At 71.9% G+C, this 24,602-nt stretch carries 21 protein-coding genes; 10 read left to right on the forward strand and 11 right to left on the reverse strand.

The features are described from left to right. Positions 1 to 401 precede the first annotated feature (401 nt). The 5 genes from L0965_RS04795 to L0965_RS04815 form a co-directional block, all read right to left on the reverse strand. Positions 402 to 1,238: a type IV toxin-antitoxin system AbiEi family antitoxin domain-containing protein gene (locus L0965_RS04795; RefSeq protein WP_101305835.1), complete on the reverse strand. Its 837-nt coding sequence runs from the start codon at positions 1,236 to 1,238 to the stop codon at positions 402 to 404. Positions 1,239 to 1,891: 653 nt separating this feature from the next. Further along, positions 1,892 to 2,671, reverse strand: a complete 780-nt coding sequence (pstB, locus tag L0965_RS04800) for a phosphate ABC transporter ATP-binding protein PstB (protein WP_060960447.1) — start codon at positions 2,669 to 2,671, stop codon at positions 1,892 to 1,894. Positions 2,672 to 2,686: 15 nt separating this feature from the next. Further along, positions 2,687 to 3,787 carry a phosphate ABC transporter permease PstA gene (gene pstA, locus L0965_RS04805; RefSeq protein WP_060960446.1) on the reverse strand — a complete coding sequence of 367 codons (1,101 nt, stop codon included), beginning with the start codon at positions 3,785 to 3,787 and terminating at the stop codon, positions 2,687 to 2,689. Then, positions 3,784 to 4,785 carry a phosphate ABC transporter permease subunit PstC gene (gene pstC / locus L0965_RS04810; RefSeq protein ID WP_060960445.1) on the reverse strand — a complete coding sequence of 334 codons (1,002 nt, stop codon included), beginning with the start codon at positions 4,783 to 4,785 and terminating at the stop codon, positions 3,784 to 3,786. Before pstC ends, pstA begins: the two co-directional genes overlap by 4 nt. 171 nt (positions 4,786 to 4,956) lie before the next feature. After that, positions 4,957 to 6,084, reverse strand: coding sequence for a phosphate ABC transporter substrate-binding protein PstS (locus tag L0965_RS04815; RefSeq protein WP_060960444.1), 1,128 nt, complete (start codon positions 6,082 to 6,084; stop codon positions 4,957 to 4,959). Between the two features lie 192 nt (positions 6,085 to 6,276). Between L0965_RS04815 and L0965_RS04820 the strand changes: the two genes are divergently transcribed. Genes L0965_RS04820 through L0965_RS04830 form a run of 3 tightly spaced genes read left to right on the forward strand, consistent with a single transcriptional unit; the run spans position 6,277 to position 12,135 of the window. Beyond that, positions 6,277 to 6,906 (forward strand): hypothetical protein, encoded by a 630-nt coding sequence (locus L0965_RS04820; protein ID WP_223848860.1) that lies wholly within the window; start codon positions 6,277 to 6,279, stop codon positions 6,904 to 6,906. 1 nt (position 6,907) lies between these two features. Next, positions 6,908 to 10,837 carry a Pls/PosA family non-ribosomal peptide synthetase gene (locus L0965_RS04825; protein ID WP_101305837.1) on the forward strand — a complete coding sequence of 1,310 codons (3,930 nt, stop codon included), beginning with the start codon at positions 6,908 to 6,910 and terminating at the stop codon, positions 10,835 to 10,837. Beyond that, complete coding sequence (locus L0965_RS04830) at positions 10,834 to 12,135, forward strand: M1 family metallopeptidase (protein ID WP_101305838.1); 1,302 nt, start codon at positions 10,834 to 10,836, stop codon at positions 12,133 to 12,135. The genes L0965_RS04825 and L0965_RS04830 overlap by 4 nt, the downstream gene beginning before the upstream one ends. A gap of 144 nt (positions 12,136 to 12,279) precedes the next feature. Here the strand turns inward: L0965_RS04830 and L0965_RS04835 are convergent, their stop codons facing one another. The 4 genes from L0965_RS04835 to L0965_RS04850 all read right to left on the reverse strand — a co-directional run bounded on the left by L0965_RS04835 (position 12,280) and on the right by L0965_RS04850 (position 16,697). Then, complete coding sequence (locus L0965_RS04835) at positions 12,280 to 12,822, reverse strand: chemotaxis protein CheY (protein ID WP_234057950.1); 543 nt, start codon at positions 12,820 to 12,822, stop codon at positions 12,280 to 12,282. Between the two features lie 3 nt (positions 12,823 to 12,825). After that, entirely contained in the window at positions 12,826 to 13,764 is a 939-nt protein-coding gene (locus L0965_RS04840) for an NUDIX domain-containing protein (protein ID WP_060959917.1), read from the reverse strand. After that, positions 13,761 to 15,929, reverse strand: a complete 2,169-nt coding sequence (locus L0965_RS04845) for an RNA degradosome polyphosphate kinase (RefSeq protein WP_101305840.1) — start codon at positions 15,927 to 15,929, stop codon at positions 13,761 to 13,763. Before L0965_RS04845 ends, L0965_RS04840 begins: the two co-directional genes overlap by 4 nt. 69 nt (positions 15,930 to 15,998) lie before the next feature. Next, positions 15,999 to 16,697 carry a response regulator transcription factor gene (locus L0965_RS04850; RefSeq protein WP_060959915.1) on the reverse strand — a complete coding sequence of 233 codons (699 nt, stop codon included), beginning with the start codon at positions 16,695 to 16,697 and terminating at the stop codon, positions 15,999 to 16,001. A gap of 124 nt (positions 16,698 to 16,821) precedes the next feature. On the opposite strand from L0965_RS04850, the gene L0965_RS04855 reads away from it, so the two are divergent. From L0965_RS04855 to L0965_RS04870, 4 genes are all read left to right on the forward strand, one after another. Continuing rightward, complete coding sequence (locus L0965_RS04855; RefSeq protein ID WP_061782262.1) at positions 16,822 to 17,109, forward strand: hypothetical protein; 288 nt, start codon at positions 16,822 to 16,824, stop codon at positions 17,107 to 17,109. Between the two features lie 134 nt (positions 17,110 to 17,243). Further along, entirely contained in the window at positions 17,244 to 17,849 is a 606-nt protein-coding gene (locus tag L0965_RS04860) for an FABP family protein (protein ID WP_061782263.1), read from the forward strand. A gap of 7 nt (positions 17,850 to 17,856) precedes the next feature. Then, positions 17,857 to 18,954, forward strand: coding sequence for a folate-binding protein YgfZ (locus tag L0965_RS04865; protein WP_101305841.1), 1,098 nt, complete (start codon positions 17,857 to 17,859; stop codon positions 18,952 to 18,954). A 5-nt stretch (positions 18,955 to 18,959) separates the two neighbouring features. Further along, positions 18,960 to 20,102, forward strand: coding sequence for an aromatic acid exporter family protein (locus L0965_RS04870; protein WP_082808069.1), 1,143 nt, complete (start codon positions 18,960 to 18,962; stop codon positions 20,100 to 20,102). A 21-nt stretch (positions 20,103 to 20,123) separates the two neighbouring features. On the opposite strand, the gene L0965_RS04875 is transcribed toward L0965_RS04870, so the two are convergent. Further along, entirely contained in the window at positions 20,124 to 20,963 is an 840-nt protein-coding gene (locus L0965_RS04875; protein WP_101305842.1) for a class I SAM-dependent methyltransferase, read from the reverse strand. Between the two features lie 41 nt (positions 20,964 to 21,004). Between L0965_RS04875 and L0965_RS04880 the strand changes: the two genes are divergently transcribed. Beyond that, entirely contained in the window at positions 21,005 to 21,754 is a 750-nt protein-coding gene (locus tag L0965_RS04880; RefSeq protein ID WP_101305843.1) for a phosphoglyceromutase, read from the forward strand. Between the two features lie 82 nt (positions 21,755 to 21,836). Here the strand turns inward: L0965_RS04880 and phoU are convergent, their stop codons facing one another. Next, positions 21,837 to 22,538, reverse strand: a complete 702-nt coding sequence (gene phoU, locus L0965_RS04885; protein ID WP_060959911.1) for a phosphate signaling complex protein PhoU — start codon at positions 22,536 to 22,538, stop codon at positions 21,837 to 21,839. Positions 22,539 to 22,628: 90 nt separating this feature from the next. Between phoU and L0965_RS04890 the strand changes: the two genes are divergently transcribed. Together L0965_RS04890 and L0965_RS04895 are read left to right on the forward strand one after the other, a co-directional pair. After that, positions 22,629 to 23,900, forward strand: a complete 1,272-nt coding sequence (locus L0965_RS04890; RefSeq protein WP_101305844.1) for a cell wall metabolism sensor histidine kinase WalK — start codon at positions 22,629 to 22,631, stop codon at positions 23,898 to 23,900. After that, the gene (locus L0965_RS04895) at positions 23,897 to 24,580 is read left to right on the forward strand and encodes a response regulator transcription factor (RefSeq protein ID WP_060959909.1); all 684 of its coding nucleotides are present in this window, start codon (positions 23,897 to 23,899) and stop codon (positions 24,578 to 24,580) included. The genes L0965_RS04890 and L0965_RS04895 overlap by 4 nt, the downstream gene beginning before the upstream one ends. Positions 24,581 to 24,602 lie beyond the last annotated feature (22 nt).

The following is a 24,602-nucleotide window of genomic DNA, read 5'->3' on the forward strand; positions in this document are numbered from 1 at the left end:
CCGGCACACGGGGCTGGGGCTGGGGCTGCGCTCTGCGCTCGCGGCCCGAACTGCAAGGCCTCGCGGGCGACGCGCCGGGGTGGATGCGGAGGCGCCGGCGTGTCGCCGCGCTGCCCTTGCAGTGCGGTCAGGGGCGTCGGGTGCGGGGTGGCGGCGCTGCCCTTGCAGTTCGGTGCGGGGCGTCGGGTGCGGGGTGGCGGCGCGGGCGCGAACGCGACGGTGTGGCGAGCGGTGAGGGCAGGCGCAGCCGTGGCCGGGCGCTCGCGGCCCGAACTGCAAGGCCTCGCGGGCGACGCGCCGGGGTGGATGCGGGGCCGCCGGCGTGTCGCGGGGCTGCCCTTGCAGTTCGGTGAGGGGGTTGGGTGCGGGGTGGCGGCGGAGGCGCGGGCGTGGCAGTGCGGTCAGAGGTGATGCTGCTCGGCGCGGCCGAGTGTCGCGAGGGCGCCGACGATCGCAGCTTCGACGAGGTCCCAGTCGTGGACGATCATGGCGTAGTCGAACCGCAGCGTCATGAAGCCCCAGATGGCGGCGGTGGCATCGCGGACGAGGTCCTTATGGCGGTGCGGCGCGCCATCGTGATTGTCGACGCCGTCGGCCTCGACGAGCAGCCGGTCGCCGATGAGCGCGTCGACGACGCCGACCCCCGCGATGCGCCGTTGGGTCCGTACGCGAAGGCCGAGGTGACGAAGCCGCCACCGCAGCAACGACTCGAGGCCGCTGTCCGCGTCATCCCGTGCGAGGTCGAGCGCTTCGCGCATCGCGGCGGTGCTGCGCTGTCGCAGCCACCGACGGCCGCTGTCGTCGAGCTGACCGAGCCGCAACGCCGACTCGAGCACGACGAAGAACTCCTCGACGCCGTGGCACCGCGCGATCTGCAGCAGCAGCCGCGGGATCGACGGCGTGCTCCCCGGCGGGCCGAGCGGCCCGTCGTCCCAGTGCTCGACGCATCCGCATCCGTTGGCGTGATACGTGCGCTGCCCATCGCAGAGCCAGACGTGCGCCCGCGGGTCGGCGGTCAGCACCCAGAGCCCGAGGTGCTTCGCGGCTGTGACGCAGGCGAGTCGCCCTCCGTGCCCGGCCACCGCACGCGCGGCATCGCACGCATCGGCGATGACGTACACGCCCCGGCGTCGGCGTTCGAGGATGCCGGCTCGCAGTTGCTCTCGCAGCTGGGTGCGCGACAGGCCCGACCGCCGCAGCATCGCGGTCGTCATCACGGCCGGTCGGACATCGCACATGCCGACATCGTCGCCAGTCTGCGTGACGGTGACGGGCGAAGTCCCGGCATCCGTGGACGGAGTCGTGTGTCGGCCGTCTGTGGAGGAGCCTGTGGCCGGCTCATGCCCGACCCGAACTGCAAGGTCGGGGGAGGGACACGCCGGGGTGGATGCCGGCGTGGCGTCGTGTCGGGTCGGATCCCTTGCAGTTCGGTTCGGCGCCCGAGTAGCCGAGCGGCCCGGCGGCGCAGGTGGGTGCCTGGGGTGGTCATAGCTCGGGGGACCGAACTGCAAGGTCGGGCGAGGGGCACGCCGGGGTGGATGCTGTGGTGCCGGCGTGTCGTGGGGGAGCCCTTGCAGTTCGGTTCCGCGCCCGAGCAGCCGAGTGCCCCAGCGCACCAGCGCCCGAGCACCCGGGCGGCCCGGCGCCCCGGGGCGGGTGCGTGGGGTGGTCACAGCTGCGGCGGCATCCGGGGAACCGAACTGCAAGGCCGGGCGAGGGACACGCCGGGGTGGATGCTGTGGTGCCGGCGTGTCGCGGGGGAGCCCTTGCAGTTCGCACCCGAACCGAGCCGGGACACGACCCCAGCCCGCCCCCCGACCCCAGCCCCCACGACCGACGCGGCCCCGCGGCGCACGGAGCGCGGCAGGGCCGGACAGCGATCAGCGGTCGCTCACCCGAAGCGGCCGGAGACGTAGTCCTCCGTGGCCTGAACGGACGGGGCCGTGAAGATCGTGTCGGTGTTGTCGTACTCGATGAGCTTGCCGGGCTTGCCCGTGCCGGCGATGTTGAAGAACGCCGTCTTGTCGGAGACGCGGGAGGCCTGCTGCATGTTGTGCGTGACGATGACGATCGTGTAGTCGGACTTCAGTTCCTGGATGAGCTCCTCGATCGCGAACGTCGAGATCGGGTCGAGGGCGGAGCAGGGCTCGTCCATGAGGAGCACGTCGGGGGAGACGGCGATCGCGCGCGCGATGCACAGACGCTGCTGCTGGCCGCCCGACAGGCCCGCACCGGGCTTGTCGAGGCGGTCCTTGACCTCGTTCCACAGGTTCGCGCCCTGCAGGGAGCGCTCGACGAGAGCATCCGCGTCGCTCTTGGAGATGCGCTTGTTGTTGAGCTTCACGCCCGCCAGCACGTTCTCCTTGATCGACATCGTGGGGAAGGGGTTCGGCCGCTGGAACACCATGCCGACGTGGCGGCGCACGAGCACCGGGTCGACGCCGGGACCGTACAGGTCGTCGCCGTCGACGAGGACCTTGCCCTCGACGTGGGCGCCGGGGATCACCTCGTGCATGCGGTTGAGCGTGCGCAGGAACGTGGACTTCCCGCAGCCCGACGGGCCGATGAACGCCGTGACGGCGCGGGGCTCGATATCCATCGACACGCCCTCCACGGCGAGGAAATCGCCGTAGTAGACGTTGAGGTTCTCGACTTCGATGCGCTTGGACACTGGTGCCTTCCTTGCTTAGCGTGCCTTCGGCGCGAAGACCTTCGCGACGATCCGGGCGATCAGGTTGAAGATGACGACGAGGATGACCAGCAGCAGCGCGGCACCCCAGGCCTGGGCCTGGGAGGCGTCGATGTCCTGTCCGGGGAAGCTGTAGGCCGTGTAGGCCATGACCGGAAGGGTCTGCATGGGTCCGTTGAACGGGTCGGAGTTGAAGTTGTCGGTGAAGCTGGCCGCGATGAAGATCGGTGCGGTCTCGCCGATGACGCGGGCGACGGCCAGCACGACACCGGTGATGATGCCGCTCGCCGCCGTCCGCAGCACGACCTTGATGATCGTGGTCGACCGCGGCACGCCGAGGGCGAACGACGCCTCGCGCAGGTCGGCGGGCACGAGGCGCAGCATCTCCTCCGTCGAGCGGATCACGATCGGGATCATGAGCACGCACAGGGCGATGGATGCCGAGAAGCCGCTGAACGCCTTGGGTCCGACGATCAGGGCGAACAGCGAGAACGCGAACAGACCGGCGACGATCGACGGGATGCCGGTCATCACGTCGACCAGGAACGTGATGGCGCGTCGCAGCGGGTTGTTCGGCTGGGCGTACTCGACGAGGTAGACGGCCGCCAGGATGCCGATCGGCACGGAGATCAGGGCGGCGATCCCCGTGATGATGAGGGTGCCGACGATGGCCTGGAGCGCGCCCGGGGTCGAGACGACCGCCAGCGTGTCGGGGTCGAACGTCGTGCCGCCGACCTTCGTCACGAAGTCCCACGACATGACGCCCATGCCCTTGGACACGACGGTCCACAGCGTGGAGATCAGCGGTGCGACGGCGAGCACGAAGGCCGCCGTGACCAGGCCGCGCACGACGCGGTCGGTTGACTTGCGCCGGCCCTCGACGATGGCGGAGAACACCCCGATCGCCAGCAGGTAGACCAGGGCGCTGAAGATGAGCCACGTCGCGACGTTGAACCCGCCGAGCACGAGCTGCAGCGCCGCGATCACCGCGAGCGAGACGGCGAGGACGATCGGCTCGATGAAACGGGGCAGCTGGCCGCTGGTCAGTGACAGCGGCGGCGTCGAGGTCGTTGCGACGGGCGTGCTGAGCTCGGTCACGAGCGCTTTCCTCTCTTGCGGCCCTTCGAGCCTGGACCGGTCGCCCCGATGATGTAGCGGGCGAGCATGTTCACGGCGAGCGAGACGACGAACAGCATCAGGCCGGTGCCGATGAGGGCGGAGCGCTGCAGATCGGTGGCGATGGGGAAGTTGAGGGCGATGTTCGCCGCGATCGTCTGCGAGTTGTAGCCGTCCGTGAGCAGCGCGACGGAGAAGATCAGGCTGGGCGAGATGATGAGCGCGATGGCCATCGTCTCGCCGAGGGCGCGCCCGAGGCCCAGCAGCGTGGCCGAGACCATGCCGCTGCGGGCATAGGGGATGACGGCCAGGCGCACCATCTCCCAGCGGGTGGCCCCGAGGGCGAGGGCGGCCTCCTCGTGCAGGCGCGGTGTCTGCAGGAAGATCTCGCGGGTGATCGAGGTGACGATGGGCAGGATCATCACGGCGAGCACGACACCGCCGGCGAGCATCGTCGATCCCGTGCTCGAGACCGGACCCTGGAACAGCGGGATCCACCCCAGGTACTGGTTGAGGAAGTCCGCGAGCGGCAGCAGCAGCGGCCGCATCACGATGATGCCCCAGAGGCCGAACACGATGGAGGGGACGGCGGCCAGCAGGTCGATGATGTAGCCGAGGAAGCCGGCGATACGACGCGGGGCGTAGTGCGAGATGAACAGCGCGATGCCGATCGCCACGGGGGTGCCGAGGACCATGGCGATCAGAGCTGCCCAGATGCTTCCCCAGAGCAGCGGGGCGACGTAGTCCCAGAAGCTGGTCCAGTCCTTGTTCTGGTACCCGGCGAGGTCGCCCTCGCTCCAGTTGGCCGTGATCGCCGGCAGACCCTTGAGGATCAGGAAGATGGCGACACCGGCCAGGATGATCATGATCGACACGGCCGCGGTGGTCGACAGGCCGAGGAAGACGGAGTCCCCGGCGCGACGCTTTCCGACGATGTTGGATGCCGGTTTCTGCGCGGGTGCGGTCTTGACGTCAGCCACGACGAACCCCCAGGTCGGGCAGGGTCATGTGTTCTCCTCGGGTCGGGAAGATCGCAGAGTCGGGCTGTGCTGTCCGGCTCAGCAGGACCGTCGATCCGGGGATCGACGACCCTGCTCAGCCAGGTCCGGTCTGCGCAGCGTGAGCCGCGCAGACCGGACCTGGACGAGGTGTTACTTGATCGCCGCGAGCGTCTTCGCGGCGTCGGCCAGCACCGACTCGGGAAGCGGCGCCGATCCGGCGTTCTTCTCCGCGACCGACTGGCCGAGCGAGCTGGTGACGAAGCCGAGGTACGACTTCACGAGCTCCGCCTGCGCGGCGTCCTTGAAGGTGGAGCAGACGACAGCGTACGAGACCAGCGGGATCGGGTACGACTCCGGGGTCAGCTTGCTGTAGTCGAACTTCTTCGACAGGTCGCCGGCGACGCCGTTGGAGTTGTCGACCGCGGCGGCCTCGAAGGTCTTCGAGACGGCCTCGCCGCTGTACGCGACCGCGGTGCCGTCGGTGACGATCGAGGCGGCGTTCAGCGTGCCGATCGCGGAGTGGTCGGCGTAGCCGATGGTGCCCGAGCCCGCCTTGACGGCCTCGACGACGCCGGAGCCGCCCTTCTGCTTCGAGACGTTGCCCTCGACCGGCCAGTCCTTGCCCGCGGGGAAGGTCCACACCGACGACTGGGTCGCGGCGAGGTAGTTGGTGAAGTTCTGGGTCGTGCCGGAGCCGTCCGAGCGGGCGACCGTGGTGATCGCGCCGGCGGCCAGAGCGGTGCCGTTGTCCTTCGTGATGGCCGGGTCGGACCAGTCGGTGATCTGGAGGGCGAAGATCTTCGCGATCGTCTCGCCGCTCAGCTGCAGCTTGGTGACGCCGGGGATGTTGAAGATGATCGCGACGCCGTCGAGGTAGATCGGGATGTTGATCCCGCCCTCGGTGCACAGCGCCTTCGACTGCGCCGTCTGGTCGGCGTTCAGCGGCGAGTCGGAGCCGGCGAAGTCGTACGCGCCGCTCAGGAAGTTGGTGACGCCGCCGCCGGAGCCCTGCGACTTGTCGTAGTTGATCGTCACGTTCTTGGCGGTCGCGTTGTAGGCGGTCGTCCAGGCCTGCTGCGCGTTGGACTGAGCGCTCGAGCCGCCGGCGGTGATCGTGCCGCTCAGGTTCGGGTCGATCTGGAAGGCGACGTCCGAGCTGGTCGCCGTCGGGCTCGCGCTCTCGGCCGGCGTGTTGCCGCCGGACGACGCGCAGCCCGTCAGGGCGAGGGCGGCGACGGCCGCGAGAGCGCCCAGCTGGGAGATACGGGTGAGCTTCACTGTGAATCCTTCACGTTGTTCGGGAGATGCGGCCCGGTGCAGGGCACGCCCCGACGCTAGACAGCGACTCTTACCGGCCGGCGCTGTGGAGGTGAACGACGGGTTAACGATGCCGTGCGATCGCGTGCTCCCGCCGTCGCGGCGCGGCACCGGTTCTCCGACGGTTCACCTGGCACGCCTACGATGAGCGCCATGGGCACCAAGAGCACCTCCGAGCGCGCGGCGCGCGACGCCGTCACCGATGCATCCGCGGCAGCGAAGACAGCGGCCAAGACGGCGAAGAGCCTTCCCAAGAAGCTCGCCGCCGGCCTGGAGGAGTACATCGAGGAGGCGCGCGACGCCGCGGACGTGTCGAAGAAGCGTCTGCGCCGCAAACCACGCGCCGTGACCCGCGAGGCCGAACGCGCCGTGCGCCGGCTGGAGCGCGCGGTCGCGAAGGCCGTCTCGGCGGCCGACCGCAAGGCGCGGCTTCGCGCCGAAGCCCGCCAGAGCGCGGCGGAGGCCGAGCGGGCCGCCGCCCGGGCTGCCGCCGAGGCCGCGGAAGCCAAGGCGTTGAAGAAGGCGGCCCGCCGTGCGGAGCGGGCCGCGGCGCGCGCGGATGCCGAGGCCGTCGCGGCATCCGACGCACTCGCGTCCGAGCTGGCCGCTCCGGGCGCCACCGCCGCCGCGAGCACCCCCGCGGACGCCGACGCGGAGCCGGGCGGACCGGCGTCGGAGCTCGCGGCGCTCACGGTCGCGCAGCTGCGCGATCGCGCCCGCACCGACGGCCGCTCCGGGTACTCGCGTCTGACCAAGGCGCAGCTGATCGATCTGCTCTCCTGACGTGACGGGCTCTGCGCAGACGGCACTGGACCGGTCGGCCGCCGCGCCGCCGGCCCGGACCCTTCTGGACGTCCTCCGGGCGACCACGCTCGCCTTCCCCGAGGCGTCCGCGATCGACGACGGCTCGGGTGCGCTGAGCTACCGCGAGCTGATGGCGCGGGTCGGGGCGACGGCCGCCCGTCTGCACGACGCGGGGGTGCGCCGCGGCGACCGCGTGGGCGTGCGGATGCCGTCGGGGTCGAAGGAGCTCTACATCGCGATCCTGGGGATCATCGCCGCGGGCGCCGCCTACGTGCCCGTCGACGCGGACGACCCCGACGAGCGCGCCCAGCTCGTCTTCGGGGAGGCCGGCGTGAGCGGCGTCGTCTCGGGAGTGGGGGAGTACTCCCCGGCATCCGGCGACGCGGCCGTCGGCCGCGGCCTGTTCGACGGGGCGGCGCCGCACCCGGCGACGCAGGCGATCATCGCCGTGCCGCCGCCGAGCGTCGACGACGACGCCTGGGTCATCTTCACGTCGGGGTCCACGGGCGTGCCCAAGGGCGTCGCGGTCAGTCACCGCTCCGCGGCCGCGTTCGTGGATGCCGAGGCGCGCCTGTTCGTGCCCGATGCGCCGCTCGGGCCGCAGGACCGCGTGCTGGCCGGGCTGTCGGTGGCCTTCGACGCGTCGTGCGAGGAGATGTGGCTGGCGTGGCGTCACGGTGCATGCCTGGTGCCGGCGCCGCGGTCGCTCGTGCGCTCGGGGGAGGATCTCGCGCCGTGGCTGCTGCGGCAGGGCATCACGGTGGTCTCCACGGTGCCGACCCTCGCCGCGATGTGGCCGGCCGATGCGATCGAGAACGTGCGTCTGCTCATCTTCGGCGGCGAGGCCTGCCCGCCCGAGCTGGCCGCGCGCCTCGTCGCCGACGGCCGGGAGGTGTGGAACACCTACGGCCCCACCGAGGCGACGGTCGTCGCGTGTGCGGCGCCTCTCGACGGCTCGGTGCCGGTGCGCATCGGCCTGCCGCTGGACGGGTGGAAGCTCGCGGTCGTCGACGCCGACGGGCAGCCGGTCGCCGAGGGCGGTGTCGGTGAGCTCATCATCGGCGGCGTCGGTCTCGCGCGCTACCTCGACCCCGCCAAGGATGCCGAGAAGTACGCCCCCCTGCCGACGCTCGGATGGGACCGCGCCTACCGCTCCGGCGACCTCGTCCGTTACGAGTCCGAAGGCCTCGTCTTCCAGGGGCGCGCCGACGACCAGGTGAAGGTCGGCGGACGTCGCATCGAGCTCGGCGAGGTCGAGGCGGCGCTGCAGGACCTGCCCGGTGTCACCGGCGCCGCGGCCGCCGTGCGCACGACCGAGGCCGGGGTCCCCGTGCTCGTCGGCTACCTCGCGGCGCCGCCCGACTTCGACCGCCTGGCGGCGCGCGCCGACCTCGCCGCACGTCTGCCCGCGCCCATGGTGCCGCTCCTCGCGGTGGTCGATGAGCTGCCGGTGCGCACCTCCGGCAAGGTCGACCGTGCCGCGCTGCCGTGGCCGCTGCCGAACGTCGAGCTGCCGGCCTCCGACCTCTCCCCGGGCGAGGCCTGGCTCGCGCAGCAGTGGCTCGCGGTGCTCGGGATGCCGGTCGTCGATCGGAAGGCGGACTTCTTCGACCTGGGCGGCGGTTCGCTCGCCGCGGCGCAGCTCGTGTCGCGGCTGCGCACGCGTGTGCCGGAGTTCTCGGTCGCCGACATCTACGACGTGCCCCGTCTCGGGGCGATGGCGAAGGCGCTCGGATCGGGCCTGCAGGAGGAGGCGTCGACCACGTTCCACCGCCCCGAGCCCACGCCGCGGCGCGCGCAGTGGGCGCAGACCGTGCTCGCCGTCCCGCTGTTCATCCTCTCCGGCATCCGATGGATGCTGTACCTGCTCACGGCCGCGGCCCTGCTGCAGCTGGTCCCCGGCTTCGACGTCCTGCCCGATGCGCCGCTGTGGCTGCTGGTGGTCGGCCTCGTCCTCTTCGCGACGCCGTTCGGTCGCATGGCGATCGCCGCGGCATCCGCTCGACTGCTGCTCGCCGGCGTCCGCCCCGGCGACTACCCGCGCGGCGGCTGGGTGCACATCCGACTCTGGCTGGCCGAGCAGATCGCCGACCAGGTGGATGCCGTCGGGCTCGCCGGAGCGCCGTGGGTGAGCTACTACGCACGGGCGCTCGGTGCCCGCATCGGCAGCGGCGTCGATCTGCACGCCCTGCCGCCGATCACCGGCATGCTCGACATCGGGGACGGCGCGGCCATCGAGCCCGAGGTCGACCTGTCGGGGTATTGGATCGACGGCGATGTCGTGCGCATCGGCGGCATCCGCATCGGCGCCGGAGCCACCGTCGGCTCGCGCAGCACGCTCGCTCCGGGAACGCGCATCGGCCGCCGAGCCGAGATCGCTCCGGGCTCCGCCGTGTTCGGCCGCGTCCGCGCCGACCAGACCTGGGCCGGCTCGCCGGCGGTGCGCGTCGGCGGCACGTCGGCGCAATGGCCGGTCGAGCGGGCGCCCGCGCCGAACCGCTGGCTGTGGGCCTACGCCGCGTCGGCGCTGGGTCTCGCCCTGCTGCCGCTGGTCGCCTTCGCGGCGGGCGGGCTCGTCGTCGCCCGCGGCATGGTGGGCGCCTCGTCGCTGGCGGCGGCGCTCGGCGGTGCGCTGGTGTGGCTCGTGCCGGGCGTCATCGTCGCGGGGCTGGTCTTCGCCGCCGTCGTGGTGCTCGCGGTGCGCCTGCTGTCCGTCGGGCTGCGGGAGGGCGTCCATCCCGTCCGCAGCCGCATCGGGTGGCAGGCGTGGACGATCGAGCGCCTGCTCGACTCCGCCCGCACCATCCTGTTCCCGCTGTACTCGAGCCTGTTCACGCCGGTCTGGCTGCGTCTGCTCGGGGCTCGGGTGGGCCGTGACGTCGAAGCATCCACCGTGCTGCTGATCCCCTCCCTCACCCGCATCGAGGACGGTGCCTTCCTCGCCGACGACACGATGGTCGCCTCCTACGAGCTGCACGGCGGCTGGATGCGGCTCGGGCCCGTGCGCATCGGCAAGCGCGCGTTCCTCGGCAACTCCGGCATGGCCGCGCCGGGGCACCGCGTGCCGCGCGACGGCCTCGTCGCCGTCCTGTCGGCCGCGCCGGTGAAGGCCAAGCCGGGATCGTCGTGGCTGGGCTCGCCCGCCGTCCGGCTGCGGCGGCGCTCCGCGGAGGGCGACGAGTCGCGCACCTACCGGCCGCCCGTGCGGCTGCGGGTCGCGCGCACGCTCTGGGAGCTGTGCAGGTTCGTCCCCGTCGTCGTCACCTGCGCGATCGGGCTGCTGGTCGTCTTCGTGCTGGCGGCCCTCATCGAGGTCGCCGGACTCGGCGTCGCGATCCTGCTCTCCGGCGTCGTCCTGCTGTGCGCGGGCGCCGTCGCCGCGGGCGTGTCCACGGCCGCGAAGTGGCTGATCGTGGGCCCAATCCGCGCCGGCGAGCAGCCGTTGTGGTCGAGCTTCGTATGGCGCACCGAGGTGTCGGACACCTTCACCGAGATGGTGGCCGCGCCGTGGTTCGCGCGGGCCGCCACCGGCACTCCGGCGCTCGCGGTCTGGCTGCGCTCGCTCGGCTCGCGCATCGGCCGCGGCGTCTGGTGCGACAGCTACTGGCTGCCCGAGCCCGACCTGGTGACTCTCGGGGACGGATCCACCGTGAACCGGGGATGCGTCGTGCAGACGCACCTTTTCCATGATCGAATCATGAGCATGGACACCGTCGAACTCGCGGCCGGGGCGACCCTCGGACCCCACAGCGTCATCCTCCCGGCGGCCAGTATCGGCGCCCACGCCACGGTGGGCCCGGCATCCCTGGTCATGCGCGGCGAGACCGTGCCGGTGGGATCGCGCTGGAGCGGCAATCCCATCGGTCCCTGGAACGCCGTCACGGTGCGCGCGTACCAGTCCACCTCGTGAGCGGGCACGACCCCTACGCCCCCGAGAGCGGCGATCCGGGCTTCGACGTCGAGTCCTACGACGTGGCGATCGACTACCGTGTGCGCACCAACCGGCTGGAGGGGCGCGCGACGATCAACGCGGTCGCCGCCGCACCGGTGTCGGCAGTCAGCATCGACCTCGTGGGGCTGCGGGCCTCGCGGGTGCGCGTCGACGGCGACCGTCGCACGCGGTTCGCGCAGGGTCCGCGCAAGCTCCGCGTCACGCTGCCGCACCGCATGCAGCCCGGGGAGCGGTTCTCGATCGAGGTGGTCTACGCCGGCGCCCCCGCCCCGCGGCGCTCCCGCTGGGGCACGATCGGGTGGGAGGAGCTCGAGGACGGCGCGCTCGTGGCCTCGCAGCCCACCGGGGCGCCCACGTGGTTCCCCTGCAACGACCGTCCCGACGCGCGGGCGCCGATGCGACTGGCGGTGACGACGGATGCCGGCTACCTCCCCGTGCTCACGGGACGACCGGCCGCGCAGGCGACGGCCGGCGGACGGGTGACGGTCACGTCGGTGTCCGCCGTGCCGGTGGCCACCTACCTCGTCGCGGTGCACATCGGCCCGTACGAGCAGACCCTGCTCGGATCCCGCGGCGACGGCGACGGGGTGCGGGTGTTCGCCCCCGCCGGGCTCCGCCGCGAGGTGACGCGGGCGTTCGCGGACGTCCCGCGCATGCTCGCGTTGTTCGAGGAGTCCTTCGGCCCGTATCCGCAGGAGGCGTGCACGCTCGTCGTGACGCCCGACGAGCTCGAGATCCCGCTGGAGGCCCAGGGCCTGGCGGTCTTCGGCAGCAACCACCTGGTGCCCGAGGAGCAGCGGTTGATCGCCCACGAGCTCGCCCACCAGTGGTTCGGCAACAGCGTCGGCATCGGGCGCTGGAGCGACATCTGGCTCAACGAGGGCTTCGCCTGCTTCGCGGAGTGGCTGTGGTTCGAGCGGTCCGGCGCGGCGACGGTGGCGGAGAAGGCGGCGAAGCATCACGCCCGTCTGCGGGCGCTGCCGCAGGATCTGCTGCTCAGCGATCCCGGACCCGATCTCATGTTCGACGACCGCGTCTACAAGCGGGGCGCGCTCACCCTCTACGCCCTGCGGTGCCGCATCGGTCCTCCGGCGTTCGCGCGGGTGCTCCACGACTGGGTCGAGACGTATCGGCACGCACTCGCGACGACCGACGACTTCCGCGCGCTCGCCGAGCGCGTCGCCGGCCGCGACCTCGACGACGTGTTCACGCCGTGGCTCGACCGCGCGGAGCTGCCGTCGCTGCCGCGGCCGTAGGCCCGCCGCCGCGCCCGCACCCGCCGCGCCTGCGCCCGCGCCCGCGGCCGCGCCGGTAGCCCGTGACGAGCGTCGGAGTTGTGATCGCGCCGACGCCGATGGCCGCGTGTCGCGAGCGCTTTCGGCACGAATCTCCGACGATCGTCACGCGCCCGCGGCGACTCGTCCCGCGTCGGTGAGAACGGCGGCGCAGACGAGGACCCCGGGGGGACCCTCGACCTCCGCCCCGTGCACGACCCGCGCGGTGCCCGGCAGTCGGGCGACCCAGCGATCGCCGTCGTCGCCGGCGATCGCGACGGATGCCGCATCCACCGCCAGTCCGCGGCCGTCGGCCTTCAGCGCGGCCTCGGCGCGAACCCACCGCCGCAGCCCTCCCGGGATGCCGCCGGCCGCCTCGCGCACCGGATCGTGCAACGGCTCGGCGTCGAGGGCGAACCCGTCGGCGGCGTCGCGGGGGAGGATGCCGACGACCGCCGTCGCCCCGGCGTAGGTCACCGCCGCCCACCAGGGCGCACCGCGGAGCTGCACCGGGCCGTGCGCACCCCCGCACCGGGGGCACGGGTTGGTCAGCACGACCTCGGGCGCCCCGGCCTCCGCCAGCAGCGTCCGCAGCAGCGCCCACGCGGCCTCGCGCCGAGCGATCCGCCCGGGCGGCACCGGACCCCACGCGAGACGCAGGCCCTCCACCGGCTACAGCTTCGGCTCGTGCGTCTCGATCGCGATGATGCCGGACCCCGGATTGGTCGCCGACAGGTGCACGACGGAGAACGCTCCCGTGTCCAGCGCCGAGGCGCTGCCCAGGTACGACCCGTGCAGGGTGCCGGTCGCGAGGGCGAGCTCCGACAGGATGCCGGGAAGCACCGGTCCGTGACTGCACAACACCGCGGGCTTGCGCGAGCGCACGCGCCGGCCGATGACGGCGCGTACGTCGGAGGTGCCGTCCTCCCACGCGTCCTGGCTGAGCGCGCTCGTGCGGTGGATCTCCTTGCCGAGGCTTGCGGCCAGCGGCGTCACGGTCGTGACGCAGCGGACCGCGTCGCTCGACACGATCTTGCGCACGCCGAACGCGCGGAGTGGACCGACGGCGGCCGCCGCCTGCTTCGCCCCGCGTGCGGTGAGGGGACGCGCCGCATCCGCACCGTCCCAGTCCTCGCGGGGGAGCGCTTTGGCGTGGCGCAGCACGACGATCGGGAACGTCGCGAGCACACCGTCGTCGACGTAGCGCAGGAACTCCTCGAGGATCTCCACGTCGACCGGGTACGAGAGCTTCGCGAGCGCTTTGCGCGGCGACAGCCACTCGATCGCGGCGATCTCCTTGTTGGGCACGAACGCGGACGCGCGGATCGCGGCATCCGTCGCCTCCGCCGACCAGTAGTGCACGATCTTCTGCCGCTTGTTGGGCATGCGGTAGCGCGAGACGCCGACCGGGATGCCGAGCGCGACCCGGATGCCGGTTTCCTCGAAGATCTCGCGGACGGCGGTCTCGGCCAGGCTCTCGCCGGGATCGACCTTGCCCTTCGGGATGGTCACGTCGGCGTAGGCCGTGCGGTGGATCACGAGGACGCGGAGCTTGCCGTCGACGACGCGCCAGACCACTCCGCCGGCGGCGTAGACGGCGGTGTCGGTCATCGCACCGCCCGGGCCCGCCGCCGACGCTGCACCTGCGCCATCGTGCGGTCCTGCAGATCGATGAGCGGCCTGCCCTCGGCATCCGTGCTGTGTCGCTGCCACTCGCCGCTGGCCTGGAGGTGCCAGGAGCTCGTCTCGTCGCTCATCGCCAGATCGAACAGGTCGACGAGCTCTTTGATCTGGGCCGGCGCCACGACGCGGACCAGGGCCTCGACGCGGCGGTCGAGGTTGCGGTGCATCATGTCGGCGCTGCCGATGAACACCTGCGGTTCGCCGGCCCCGGCGAACGCGAAGATGCGCGAGTGCTCGAGGTAGCGGCCGAGGATCGATCGGACCGTGATGTTGTCGCTCACGCCGGGCAGCCCCACCTTGAGCGAGCAGATGCCGCGCACCCAGACGTCGACGCGCACCCCGGCCTGGCTGGCGCGGTACAGGGCGTCGATGATCTGCTCGTCGACCATCGAGTTGACCTTGATGCGGATGTGGGCCGGCTTGCCCTCGAGGGCGTGGCGCCGCTCGTTCTCGATCTGGCGCAGCAGTCCCTTGCGCAGGTGCAACGGGGCGACGAGGAGGCGCTTGAACTTCTTCTCGATCGCGTAGCCGCTGAGCTCGTTGAACAGGCGCGTGAGATCACGGCCCACCTGCTCGTCGGCGGTGAAGAGCCCGAAGTCCTCGTAGATGCGGCTGGTCTTCGGGTTGTAGTTGCCGGTGCCGATGTGGCTGTAGCTGCGCAGCATCCCGTCTTCCTCGCGGATGACGTGCAGGAGCTTGCAGTGCGTCTTCAGCCCGACGAGGCCGTACACGACGTGCACGCCGGCCTTCTCGAGCTTTCGGGCCCAGACGATGTTCGCCGCCTCGTCGAAGCGCGCCTTGACCTCGACCAGCGCGAGCACCTGCTTGCCGCGTTCGGCCGCGTCGATGAGCGCCTGGACGATCGGGCTGTCGCCCGAGGTGCGGTACAGCGTCTGCTTGATGGCGAGCACGTGCGGGTCGCGCGCCGCCTGCTCGAGGAAGCTCACGACGCTCGTCGTGAACGACTCGTACGGGTGGTGCACGAGCACGTCGCCCTTGCGGATCGCCGCGAAGAAGTCGGCACGGCCGTTCTGCTCGAGCGGCTGGAACGCCGGCGCCGTCGTCGGCACGTGGGCCGGGTAGTGCAGTTCGGGCCGATCGATGCGGGAGAGGTCGAACAGGCCCCGCAGGTCGAGGTGGCCCGGCAGGCGGTACACCTCCTGCTCGGTGATGTCGAGCTCGGCGATCAGGAGGTCGAGCGTGACGTCGTCCATGTCCTCGGTGACCTCGAGGCGGATCGGGGGACCGAAGCGTCGGCGCAGGAGCTCCGCTTCGAGGGCTTGGATGAGGTTCTCGGTCTCGTCCTCCTCGATCACGACGTCCTCGTTGCGCGTCAGACGGAACGTGTGGTGCTCGAGGATCTCCATGCCCGGGAAGAGGTCGCCGAGGTGGTTGGCGATGAGCTGCTCCAGCGGCAGGTAACGCGCCCGCCCGGGCTCGCCGGGGACGGCGACGAAACGGGGCAGCATCGGCGGAACCTTCAGACGCGCGAACTCCTGACGGCCCGTCTTGGCGTTGCGGATGCGGATCGCGAGGTTCAGTGACAGGCCCGAGATGTACGGGAAGGGGTGCGCCGGGTCGACGGCCAGCGGCATGAGCACCGGGAACACCTGCGACTGGAAGTAGTCGGAGAGCTCGTCGCGGTCGGCGGCGGTCAGATCGTCCCAGGAGATCACGTCGATGCCGGCGTCGGACAGGGCCGGCTGCACCATGTCGAGCCAGACGGCCGCTTGACGCAGCTGCAGCGCGTGGGCGGCATCCGAGATGTCGGCGAGCACGTCCTGAGGAGCGCGGCCCACGTTGGTCGGCACGGCGAGCCCCGTGACGATGCGTCGCTTGAGCCCCGCGACGCGGACCATGAAGAACTCGTCGAGGTTGCTGGCGAAGATCGCGAGGAAGTTCGCGCGCTCCAGGACCGGCAGCGAGGGATCCTCCGCGAGCTCCAGCACGCGCTGGTTGAACGCGAGCCAGCTGAGCTCGCGGTCCATGTAGCGGTGCTCGGGAAGCTGCGCGTCGCCGTCTTCGACCATCTCGTCGAAGTCGTCGTCGTCCTCGTCGCCCAGCCCGGTGTCCAGAACGTCGGTGTCGATCATTACCTCATCATGTCAGGGCCAGGTGACCGCCGCGTTAACCGCGTGGTCGATTGTGCGCCCGCGACGAGATCAGGCCTGGGAGGCCTCGCGGGGCGACGGGATCTGGTCGTCCTCGTAGACGTTGAACCGGTACCCGACGTTGCGGACGGTGCCGATGAGCTGCTCGAGGTCGCCGAGCTTGGCGCGCAGACGCCGCACGTGCACGTCGACCGTGCGCGTGCCGCCGAAGTAGTCGTAGCCCCACACCTCGCTCAGCAGCTGCTCGCGCGTGAAGACGCGCGAGGGGTGCGTCGCGAAGAAGTGGAGGAGCTGGAACTCCTTGTAGGTGAGATCCAGCGGCTTGCCGTGCACCTTCGCCGAGTAGGACGACTCGTCGATCGTGATGCCGGAGGTCTGGATGCGGCTGGACACCTGCGCCGCCGACTGCCGCCCCACCGCGAGCCGGATGCGCGCGTCGACCTCGGCGGGGCCCGCGCCGACGAGGATGACGTCGTCGATGCCCCAGTCGGTCGACACGGCCGTCAGTCCGCCCTCGGTGACGACGAGCACCAGGGGGGCGTCGAGCCCCGTCGTGTTGAGGATCTTGCACAGCGACTTGGCGCCCACCAGGTCGGTGCGCGCATCGACGAAGATCACATCGGAGCTCGGCGCGTTCACGAGCTGGGCGGGCTCGGCCGGGATCTGCCGCACGCGATGGCTGAGCAGCTCGAGCGCGGGCAGGACGGGACTGCCGCCCGGGGCGGAACTCAAGACGAGCAGCTGAGCCAATGGGGTCCCTTCCGGTCCTGATGCCCGAACCGTGCCCCCATCTTAGAACCCGGGCGCGGCGGCGACGTGCGCACGTGCGGACGCGGTGAGTGCGCGGACGCGGCGCGTCGGTGAGAATGGACCCATGACGCTTCCCGGATTGGCGCCCCGCGCCGGATACGGCGGCATCGTCGGGGTCTGGGTCGCCGGCGCCGTGATCGCGATCGCGATCGGCATCCTCGCCCCCGACGAGTGGCGCGCCGCATGGATGCCGGTCGGCATGGCCGCCTGCCTCATCCTCGCGTTCGTGGTGCAACTGGTGCAGGGGCACTCGCAGGGCTTCCTCCGCCGTGTAGCCGCGAGTGCGCTGGGCGCGTTCGTGGTGATGGGGCTGATCGGGCTCGGCCTCGGACTCTCCAGCATGTTCTCGTGAAGGTAGAGTGAGGGTATGGACCTCGTTGCGCTCGAACTCTTCTTCGTCGGGTTGCTCGCGCTCGCCTCGCTCGCGATCGTCTTCGTGTCGGGTGTCGTGATCAAGAACCTCTACCGCGGCCAGCGCTGACGACCATGCTGGACCTGCCGACCGACCTGCCGGCGGATCTCGTCCCGCTCTCGTGGCTCCTGGGCGTCTGGGAGGGCACCGGGGTCATCGACTACGAGGCCGACGACGTCTCGTTCGGCGGCGAGTTCGCCCATCGCGTGAGCTTCAGCCACGACGGCGGCGACTACGTGAACTACTCTGCGAGCGCCTGGCTCCTCGCCGACGACGGCGCGCGCACGCCGCTCGTGGCCGAGACCGGCTACTGGCGCCTCGCCCGGCCCGCCGACGGCGGCGACGCGGGGCCGGCGCTGCTGCCGGCGTCCGTCGCGCGCGCGACGCCGCGCACCGCGGACGACGTCGAGCTGCTGCGCAACGCGGAGGGCGGATTCGACCTCGAGGTGGCGCTCGTCCACTCCGACGGGGTCAGCGAGCTGTACGTCGGACAGGTGCGCGGGCCGCGGATCGACATCGCGACGGATGCGGTGGTGCGTCCGGCCAGCGCCAAGGCGTACACCGCCGCGACCCGCATGTACGGCCTCGTCGACGGTCATCTGCTGTGGGCCTGGGACATCGCCGCGCTCGGCGGAGAGCTCGCCTCGCACGCCTCGGCGCGACTGGCGCGGGTCGAGTGATCGCGCCGTGACCGACGACACCGCATCCTCCAGCCCCTTCGCCCGCGTTCCCGGCGCGGTCGTCGACGAGCGCGGACTGGCGCACGTCGCCGCCCCCACCCGTGAACAGCGCGATCTGATCGCGGGTCGTGCGCTGGCGCCCCTCGATGACCGGGTCGTGCTCGCCGTCGACGGGGTCGACCGGCTCACCTGGCTGGACTCCATCACGTCTCAGGCCCTCGCCGCGCTCGCCCCCGGCGTGAGCACCGAGCTGCTGGTGCTCGATCCGCAGGGGCACGTGGAGCACGCCGCATCCGTCGTCGACGACGGTGAGCGGACCTGGCTCATCGTCGACCGCTCGCACGCCGACGCGCTGCTGACGTGGCTCACGCGCATGCGCTTCCGCCTGCGCGTCGAGCTGCACGACCTGTCCGACCGGATGCGGGTCATCGGCGGCACCGGCGACGCCGTCGCGGCGCTTCCGGCGCTCGCCGTCTGGCGCGATCCCTGGCCCGAGGTCGGCGTCGGTGGGTGGGGCTACGCGCCCGCGACCCCGCATCCCGGCACCGCCTACGACTGGTCCGAGGCCGTCGTCACGGTCGACACCGCCGCCGACATCGCCGCCGCCGCGGCCTCCGGATCGCAGGCGGTGGCCGGGTGGATGGCCGTCGACGCGGTGCGCGTCGCCGCCTGGCGTCCGCGCGCCGACACCGAGGCCGACGGCCGCGCGCTGCCGCACGAGGCCGACTGGCTGCGCAGTGCCGTCCATCTGGACAAGGGCTGCTACCGCGGGCAGGAGACCGTCGCGAAGGTGCACAACCTGGGGCATCCGCCCCGGCGTCTGGTGTCGCTGCAGCTCGACGGGAGCGACGCGCGGCTTCCCGAACGGGGAGCGGAGGTGTTCTTCGGCGAGGATGCCGTGGGCGCCGTCACCTCGGTCGCGCGCCACCACGAGGAGGGGCCGATCGCGCTCGCGTACGTCAAGCGGACGACGCCGACGGATGCCGAGCTCACCGTCGCCGTCGACGGCGGTGTCGTCGCCGCCGCGCAGGAGGTCATCGTGCCGCGCGACGCGGGCCGCACGGCCGCCGTGCCCCGCATGCCGCGGCTGTCCCGGCGTCGCTGACCGCGGTGGCCGCCGTCCCTCCTCCCGAGCCGCCCGGGAAGCCCCGGCCCCCCGCGTCGCCGCCGACCGCGGCGATCGCCACCGGATGGCGTGCGCGCTGGCATCCCCGCGTCGGCGTGGACCGCGTCGTCGCGTCGGCCCCCGCGATCGTCCAGATCGTCGTCGCGGCGACGGTCTCCTTCTCGTTCGCCCACTACGTGCTCGGCCACGCCGCGCCGCTGCTCGCAGCCACCGTCACCGTCTCGAGCCTGGGGTTGGTGCGCGACGCGCGCCCGCGCCGCGTGCTGGAGACGGTCATCGGCATGATCGTCGGCATCCTCGTCGCCGAGATCATCGTGCTGGTCGCCGGCATCGGCTGGTGGCAGCTGGGTCTCACCCTCGCGGCATCCCTCGTCATCGCCCGCTTCCTGTCGCCGCAGCCGGCCTTCGCCATCGCGGCGGCGATCCAGTCGGCGATCGTCATGGTGATCCCCGTGAGCGTGCCGTTCCTGCGGATGATCGACGGCGTGGTCGGCGGCGTCACGGCCCTGCTGGTCACGGCGCTGCTGCCGCGCAGTCCGCTGCGTGCTGTGACGCGGGAGGGGGCGGAGCTGTTCGCGGCGTTCGACGGCGCCCTCGCGACCCTCGTGCAGGCGCTGCGTCGCGGTGACCCCGGTCGGGCCGAGCGCGGGCTCAGGAAGGCGCGGGCGCTGCAGGGGCTCGTCGACCAGTGGCGCGCGGGCATCGAGTCGGGCTCGGAGATCGCACGCATCTCGCCGTTCCTGCGTGCGCAGCGCCCGGAGTTCGAGCGTCAGGAACGGGTGCGCGTGCACGTCGATCTCGCGACGCGCAACCTCCGGGTGATCGCGCGGCGCATCGTCTACCTGTGCGACGACCGCACCGCGCGGCCGATCGCCGCCGACCTGCTCAACGAGCTCGGCGCGGGTGCGCGGCTGATCGCCGACGCGCTCGGCGACATCTCCTACGAGCCGGCGGCGCGGGAGGCCGTCCGCGCGGTCGCGGGCCGCCTCGATCCCGGGGTGCTCGCGGACCGGAGCTCGGCCGTCGACCAGACCCTCATCGGGGCGATGCGTCCGCTCGCCGTCGACCTCATGACTGCGGCGGGCATGCCCGCGGATGAGGCGCGTGCCGCCATCCCGCGGGTCTGAGCGGGATCGCCGAGCGGTCGGTCAGGAGGCCGGGGCGACCAGCGTCCACGGCACGGTGACCTCGCCGAGGCGCCAGCGTGCGCGTCCGCCGACGGGCCAGCCGGCGCCGTGCAGCGCGAGCAGGGCCGTGCGCCACCGATGGACGGGACCGAACGGCGCGGTCGCGACGGCGCGCGTCCACTCCTCGTCGAGCGCCCGCAGGAAGCCGTGCACGGGCTCGCCCGGGACGTTGTGGTGGATGAGGGCCTTCGGCAGCCGCTCGGCGGCGATCGCGGGGGCTTCGAGCGCGGACAGGCGCAGCGACAGCGTCAGGGTGCGCGGCACGGCGTCGGCGCCGATCTCGAGCCAGGTGCACACCCGCCCCTGCTCGTCGCACGTGCCTTCCACGAGGATGCCGTCGGGCTGCAGTCGTCGCGCCATGCGCGACCAGGCCGCCGGCACGTCGGTCTCGTCGTACTGCCGCAGCACGTTGAACGCCCGCAGCACGGCGGGACGCCGATCGTGCGGCGCGGGCACCTCGAACCCGCCGCGGGCGAACGCGACCCGCGCGTCGGGGGCGAACGGGGCGCGGCCCGCGCGCACGCCGTCGAGTTGGGCGCGCGCCCGTTCGACGCGGCCGGGATCGATCTCCAGTCCGAGCACGTCGACATCGGGACGCACGCGCCGCAGCCGCTGCTCGAGCTCCAGCACGGTCACGGCGCTCGCCCCGTAGCCCAGGTCGACGACGAACGGATCCGCGGCGCGGCGCAGCACCGGATGCCGCGCGATCCAGCGGTCGATGCGGCGCAGCCGGTTGGTGTTGGTCGTGCCTCGCGTGATCTGACCGACGACGCCGCGGGCGGGGGCTTTCTCCGGCGGCATCCCCCCATGATGCCAGCGCCCGCGCCGGTAGGATGACGAGCATGACCGCGCCGTACACGCTGATCCTCCTCCGCCACGGGCAGAGCGAGTGGAACAAGACCAACCAGTTCACCGGATGGGTGGACGTCCGCCTCACCGAGCAGGGTCGCGGCGAGGCCGCGCGCGGTGGTGAGCTGCTCAAGGAGTCCGGCATCCTGCCCGACGTGCTGCACACCTCGCTGCTGAGCCGGGCCATCCAGACCGCGAACATCGCCCTCGACACCGCCGACCGTCTGTGGATCCCCGTGAAGCGCTCGTGGCGCCTCAACGAGCGTCACTACGGCGACCTGCAGGGCAAGGACAAGGCGCAGACGCTCGAGGAGTTCGGCGAGGAGCAGTTCATGCTGTGGCGCCGCTCGTTCGACGTGCCGCCGCCGGAGCTCGCCGACGACTCGCCCTACAGCCAGGTCGGCGACCCGCGCTACGCCGGCATCGACGGCGACGTGCCGCGCACCGAGTCGCTGAAGATCGTCATCGACCGTCTGCTCCCGTACTGGGAGAACGAGATCGTCCCCGACCTGAAGGCCGGTAAGACCGTGCTCGTCACGGCACACGGCAACTCGCTGCGCGGCCTGGTCAAGCACCTCGACGGCATCAGCGACGCCGACATCGCCGAGCTCAACATCCCGACCGGCATTCCGCTGGTGTACCGCCTCGGCGAAGACCTCATGCCCGTCGCACCGGGGGAGTACCTCGACCCCGAGGCTGCGGTCGCCGGTGCCGCCGCCGTCGCGAGCCAGGGCAAGGGCTGAGCGCGGCGCGAGCGCAACGACGAAGAGGGGGGATGCCGACCGGCATCCCCCCTCTTCGTGTACGCCCCGGCGGGGCGGAGCCTCACTCGACGTCGTCGAGCGCCTCGCCCTCGGCGATGATGACCGCGATGGTGTCGGTGTCCGGCGTCCAGTCCCCGGTCGCGAGGTAGGCGACCTTCTTGGCGACCGAGACGGCGTGATCGGCGAAACGCTCCAGGTAGCGGCTGGCCAGGGTCGCATCGACGGTCGCGCCCGCCTCGCCCTGCCAGTTCTCGCTGAGCACCTTCTCGAAAACGGAGAGGTGGTGGTCGTCGACCTTGTCGTCCAGCGTGCGCAGCGTCTCGACGAAGGAGAGGTCCTCAGTGCGCAGCAGCTCGGTGAGCGTCTGCGCGACCTCGACGTCGAGCTCGCCCATCTTGGTGAACGTGCCCTTGAGGCCCTTCGGGATCGCGCGCTCCGGGAAGCGCATCCGGGTGAGCTGGGCGATGTGCTCGGCGATGTCGCCCATGCGCTCGAGGGAGGCCGACACGCGCAGCGCCGCCACGACGATGCGCAGATCGCGGGCGACCGGCTGCTGGCGCGCGAGGATCTGGATGGCGAGCTCGTCGAGGGCGACCGCCTTCTCATCGATGACCTGATCGGCCTCGATGACCTCCTCCGCGAGAGCGACGTCGCTCGTGCCGAAGGCGCGCGTGGCCTTGTCGATGGCCTCCGTGACGAGTTCGGCGATCTCCACGAGACGCGACTGCACGTCCTCGAGCGACTGGTGGAAAACTTCGCGCATCAGGGTGCCTCTCTTCCGGCGGGCAGGCACGGTGCCGTCCGCTGACCCGGCGATCATCGCGGGCCAAGGTTAACGATCGGTGCCGCAGCGATGAACGTTGCGGCCGGGGTGTCGGGCGGTGATCCGCAACGTGAATCTGCGGTGTCCGTCCACCCTACGCTGGGAGGCATGGACTCCCTGCAGCCGGTGATCGCCCTGATCCTCGGCCTCGTTCTCGGCGGCGGTGTGGCGACGCTCGTGCTCATCGCGCTGCGTGCACGCGACCGCGCGCGCGTGGCCGCGTCGACGGCGCTGCCCGACGGCACCGCCGCCGTCCTGCAGGGGATGGACGAGGTCGCGGTCGTCGTCGACACCTCCCTGCAGATCGTCGCGGTGTCCGCTCCGGCCGCGCTCTTCGGCATGCACGAGGACTTCGCCCTGCCGGACGACGACCTGCGCGCGCTCGCCCGGTCGGTACGGCGCAGCGAGATGCCCGAGACGCAGACGATGCGGCTGCGACGCGGGGTCGAGCCGCGTCTGGTGTCGGCGCGGGCGAGCGTGATCACCCCGCGCCTGATCCTCATCGTCATCCGCGACATCACCGAGCGCGAGCGCGTCGAGGAGATGCGCCGCGACTTCGTGGCCAACACCAGTCACGAGCTGAAGACGCCGGTCGGCGCGGTCAGCCTGCTCGCGGAGGCCGTCGAGTCGGCCGCCGACGACCCGGACCAGGTGCGCCACTTCGCCGGCCGTCTGAGCGCGGAGGCGGCGCGGTTGAGCCAGCTGACCTCGCGGATCATGAACCTGTCGCGGCTGCAGTCCGCCGATGACCTCACCGAGCTGCGCGACGTCTCGGTCGACGAGGTGGTCGCCGCCGCCATCGAGTCGCAGTCCGTCGCCGCCGACTCCGCTGCGATCTCCGTCGCCCGCGGCGGTGCGCGTCACGCCTACGTGCGCGGCGACGTGCAGGTGCTCACCGAGGCGATCGCCAATCTCGTGGCCAACGCCATCGCGTACTCCCCGCAGGGCGGCCAGGTGGGTGTCGGCGTCAAGACCGACGGGGAGATCGTGGAGATCGCGGTCACCGACCGTGGCATCGGCATCCCCGAAGACGAGCAGGAGCGCGTCTTCGAGCGCTTCTATCGCGCCGATCAGGCCCGTTCCCGCCGCACGGGCGGCACGGGGCTGGGCCTGTCGATCGTGAAGCACGCGGTGCAGCGGCACGGCGGCGAGGTCGAGGTCTGGTCGCGTCCCGGTCGGGGTTCGACCTTCACGGTCCGCCTTCCCGCGGTCGCTCCGCCCGACGACCTCCCGGTCAAGAAGAAACGCAAGAAGAAAGCCGCCCGCGACGTCTCGCGGGCGAAAGGAGACAAGAAGCGATGACCCGCGTCCTGATCGTCGAGGATGAGCCCGACCTGGCCGACCCGCTCGCCTACCTGCTGCGTCGGGAGGGCTTCGAGGTGGAGATCGCCGAGGACGGCCCCGCCGCCCTCGAGGCGTTCGCGGCGCGCGGGGCGGACATCATCCTGCTCGACCTCATGCTCCCCGGGATGCCGGGCACCGAGGTGTGCCGCGTGGTGCGGACGAGCTCGAAGGTGCCCATCATCATGCTGACCGCGAAGGACTCCGAGGTGGACATCGTCGTCGGCCTGGAGCTGGGCGCCGACGACTACGTCACCAAGCCGTACTCGTCGCGCGAGCTCCTCGCGCGCATGCGCGCCGTCCTGCGCCGCAGCGAGGGGCCCGATCTCGGCCTGGACGACAGCATCGTCGACGGCGGCCGCGTCGTGCTCGACATCGACCGGCACACGGTGTCGGTCGACGGGGAGACGATCCCGATGCCCCTGAAGGAGTTCGAGCTGCTCGAGGTGCTGATGCGCAACGCCGGCCGGGTGCTCACCCGCGGCCAGCTCATCGACCGGGTGTGGGGCAGCGACTACTTCGGCGACACGAAGACGCTCGACGTGCACATCAAGCGGATCCGGTCCCGCATCGAGCGCAACCCGAGCGAGCCGGTCATGCTGCTGACGGTGCGCGGGCTGGGATACCGGTTCGAGGCCTGAGCGCCTCCGGGCGCCCGGCCCG

Source organism: Microbacterium sp. NFH-22A-Y, assembly GCF_021401375.1.
GTDB classification, from domain to species: domain Bacteria; phylum Actinomycetota; class Actinomycetes; order Actinomycetales; family Microbacteriaceae; genus Microbacterium; species Microbacterium hominis.

What these genes read in the sequence shown, in the direction of transcription:
- L0965_RS04820 (WP_223848860.1), top strand. Translation starts at nt 6,277, where the DNA reads ATGGGCACCAAGAGCACCTCCGAGCGCGCGGCGCGCGACGCCGTCACC.
- L0965_RS04890 (WP_101305844.1), top strand. Translation starts at nt 22,629, where the DNA reads ATGAACGTTGCGGCCGGGGTGTCGGGCGGTGATCCGCAACGTGAATCT.
- L0965_RS04895 (WP_060959909.1), top strand. Translation starts at nt 23,897, where the DNA reads ATGACCCGCGTCCTGATCGTCGAGGATGAGCCCGACCTGGCCGACCCG.
- L0965_RS04880 (WP_101305843.1), top strand. Translation starts at nt 21,005, where the DNA reads ATGACCGCGCCGTACACGCTGATCCTCCTCCGCCACGGGCAGAGCGAG.
- L0965_RS04875 (WP_101305842.1), bottom strand. Translation starts at nt 20,963, where the DNA reads ATGCCGCCGGAGAAAGCCCCCGCCCGCGGCGTCGTCGGTCAGATCACG.
- L0965_RS04840 (WP_060959917.1), bottom strand. Translation starts at nt 13,764, where the DNA reads ATGACCGACACCGCCGTCTACGCCGCCGGCGGAGTGGTCTGGCGCGTC.
- L0965_RS04845 (WP_101305840.1), bottom strand. Translation starts at nt 15,929, where the DNA reads ATGATCGACACCGACGTTCTGGACACCGGGCTGGGCGACGAGGACGAC.
- phoU (WP_060959911.1), bottom strand. Translation starts at nt 22,538, where the DNA reads ATGCGCGAAGTTTTCCACCAGTCGCTCGAGGACGTGCAGTCGCGTCTC.
- L0965_RS04860 (WP_061782263.1), top strand. Translation starts at nt 17,244, where the DNA reads ATGCTGGACCTGCCGACCGACCTGCCGGCGGATCTCGTCCCGCTCTCG.
- L0965_RS04855 (WP_061782262.1), top strand. Translation starts at nt 16,822, where the DNA reads ATGACGCTTCCCGGATTGGCGCCCCGCGCCGGATACGGCGGCATCGTC.
- L0965_RS04795 (WP_101305835.1), bottom strand. Translation starts at nt 1,238, where the DNA reads ATGTGCGATGTCCGACCGGCCGTGATGACGACCGCGATGCTGCGGCGG.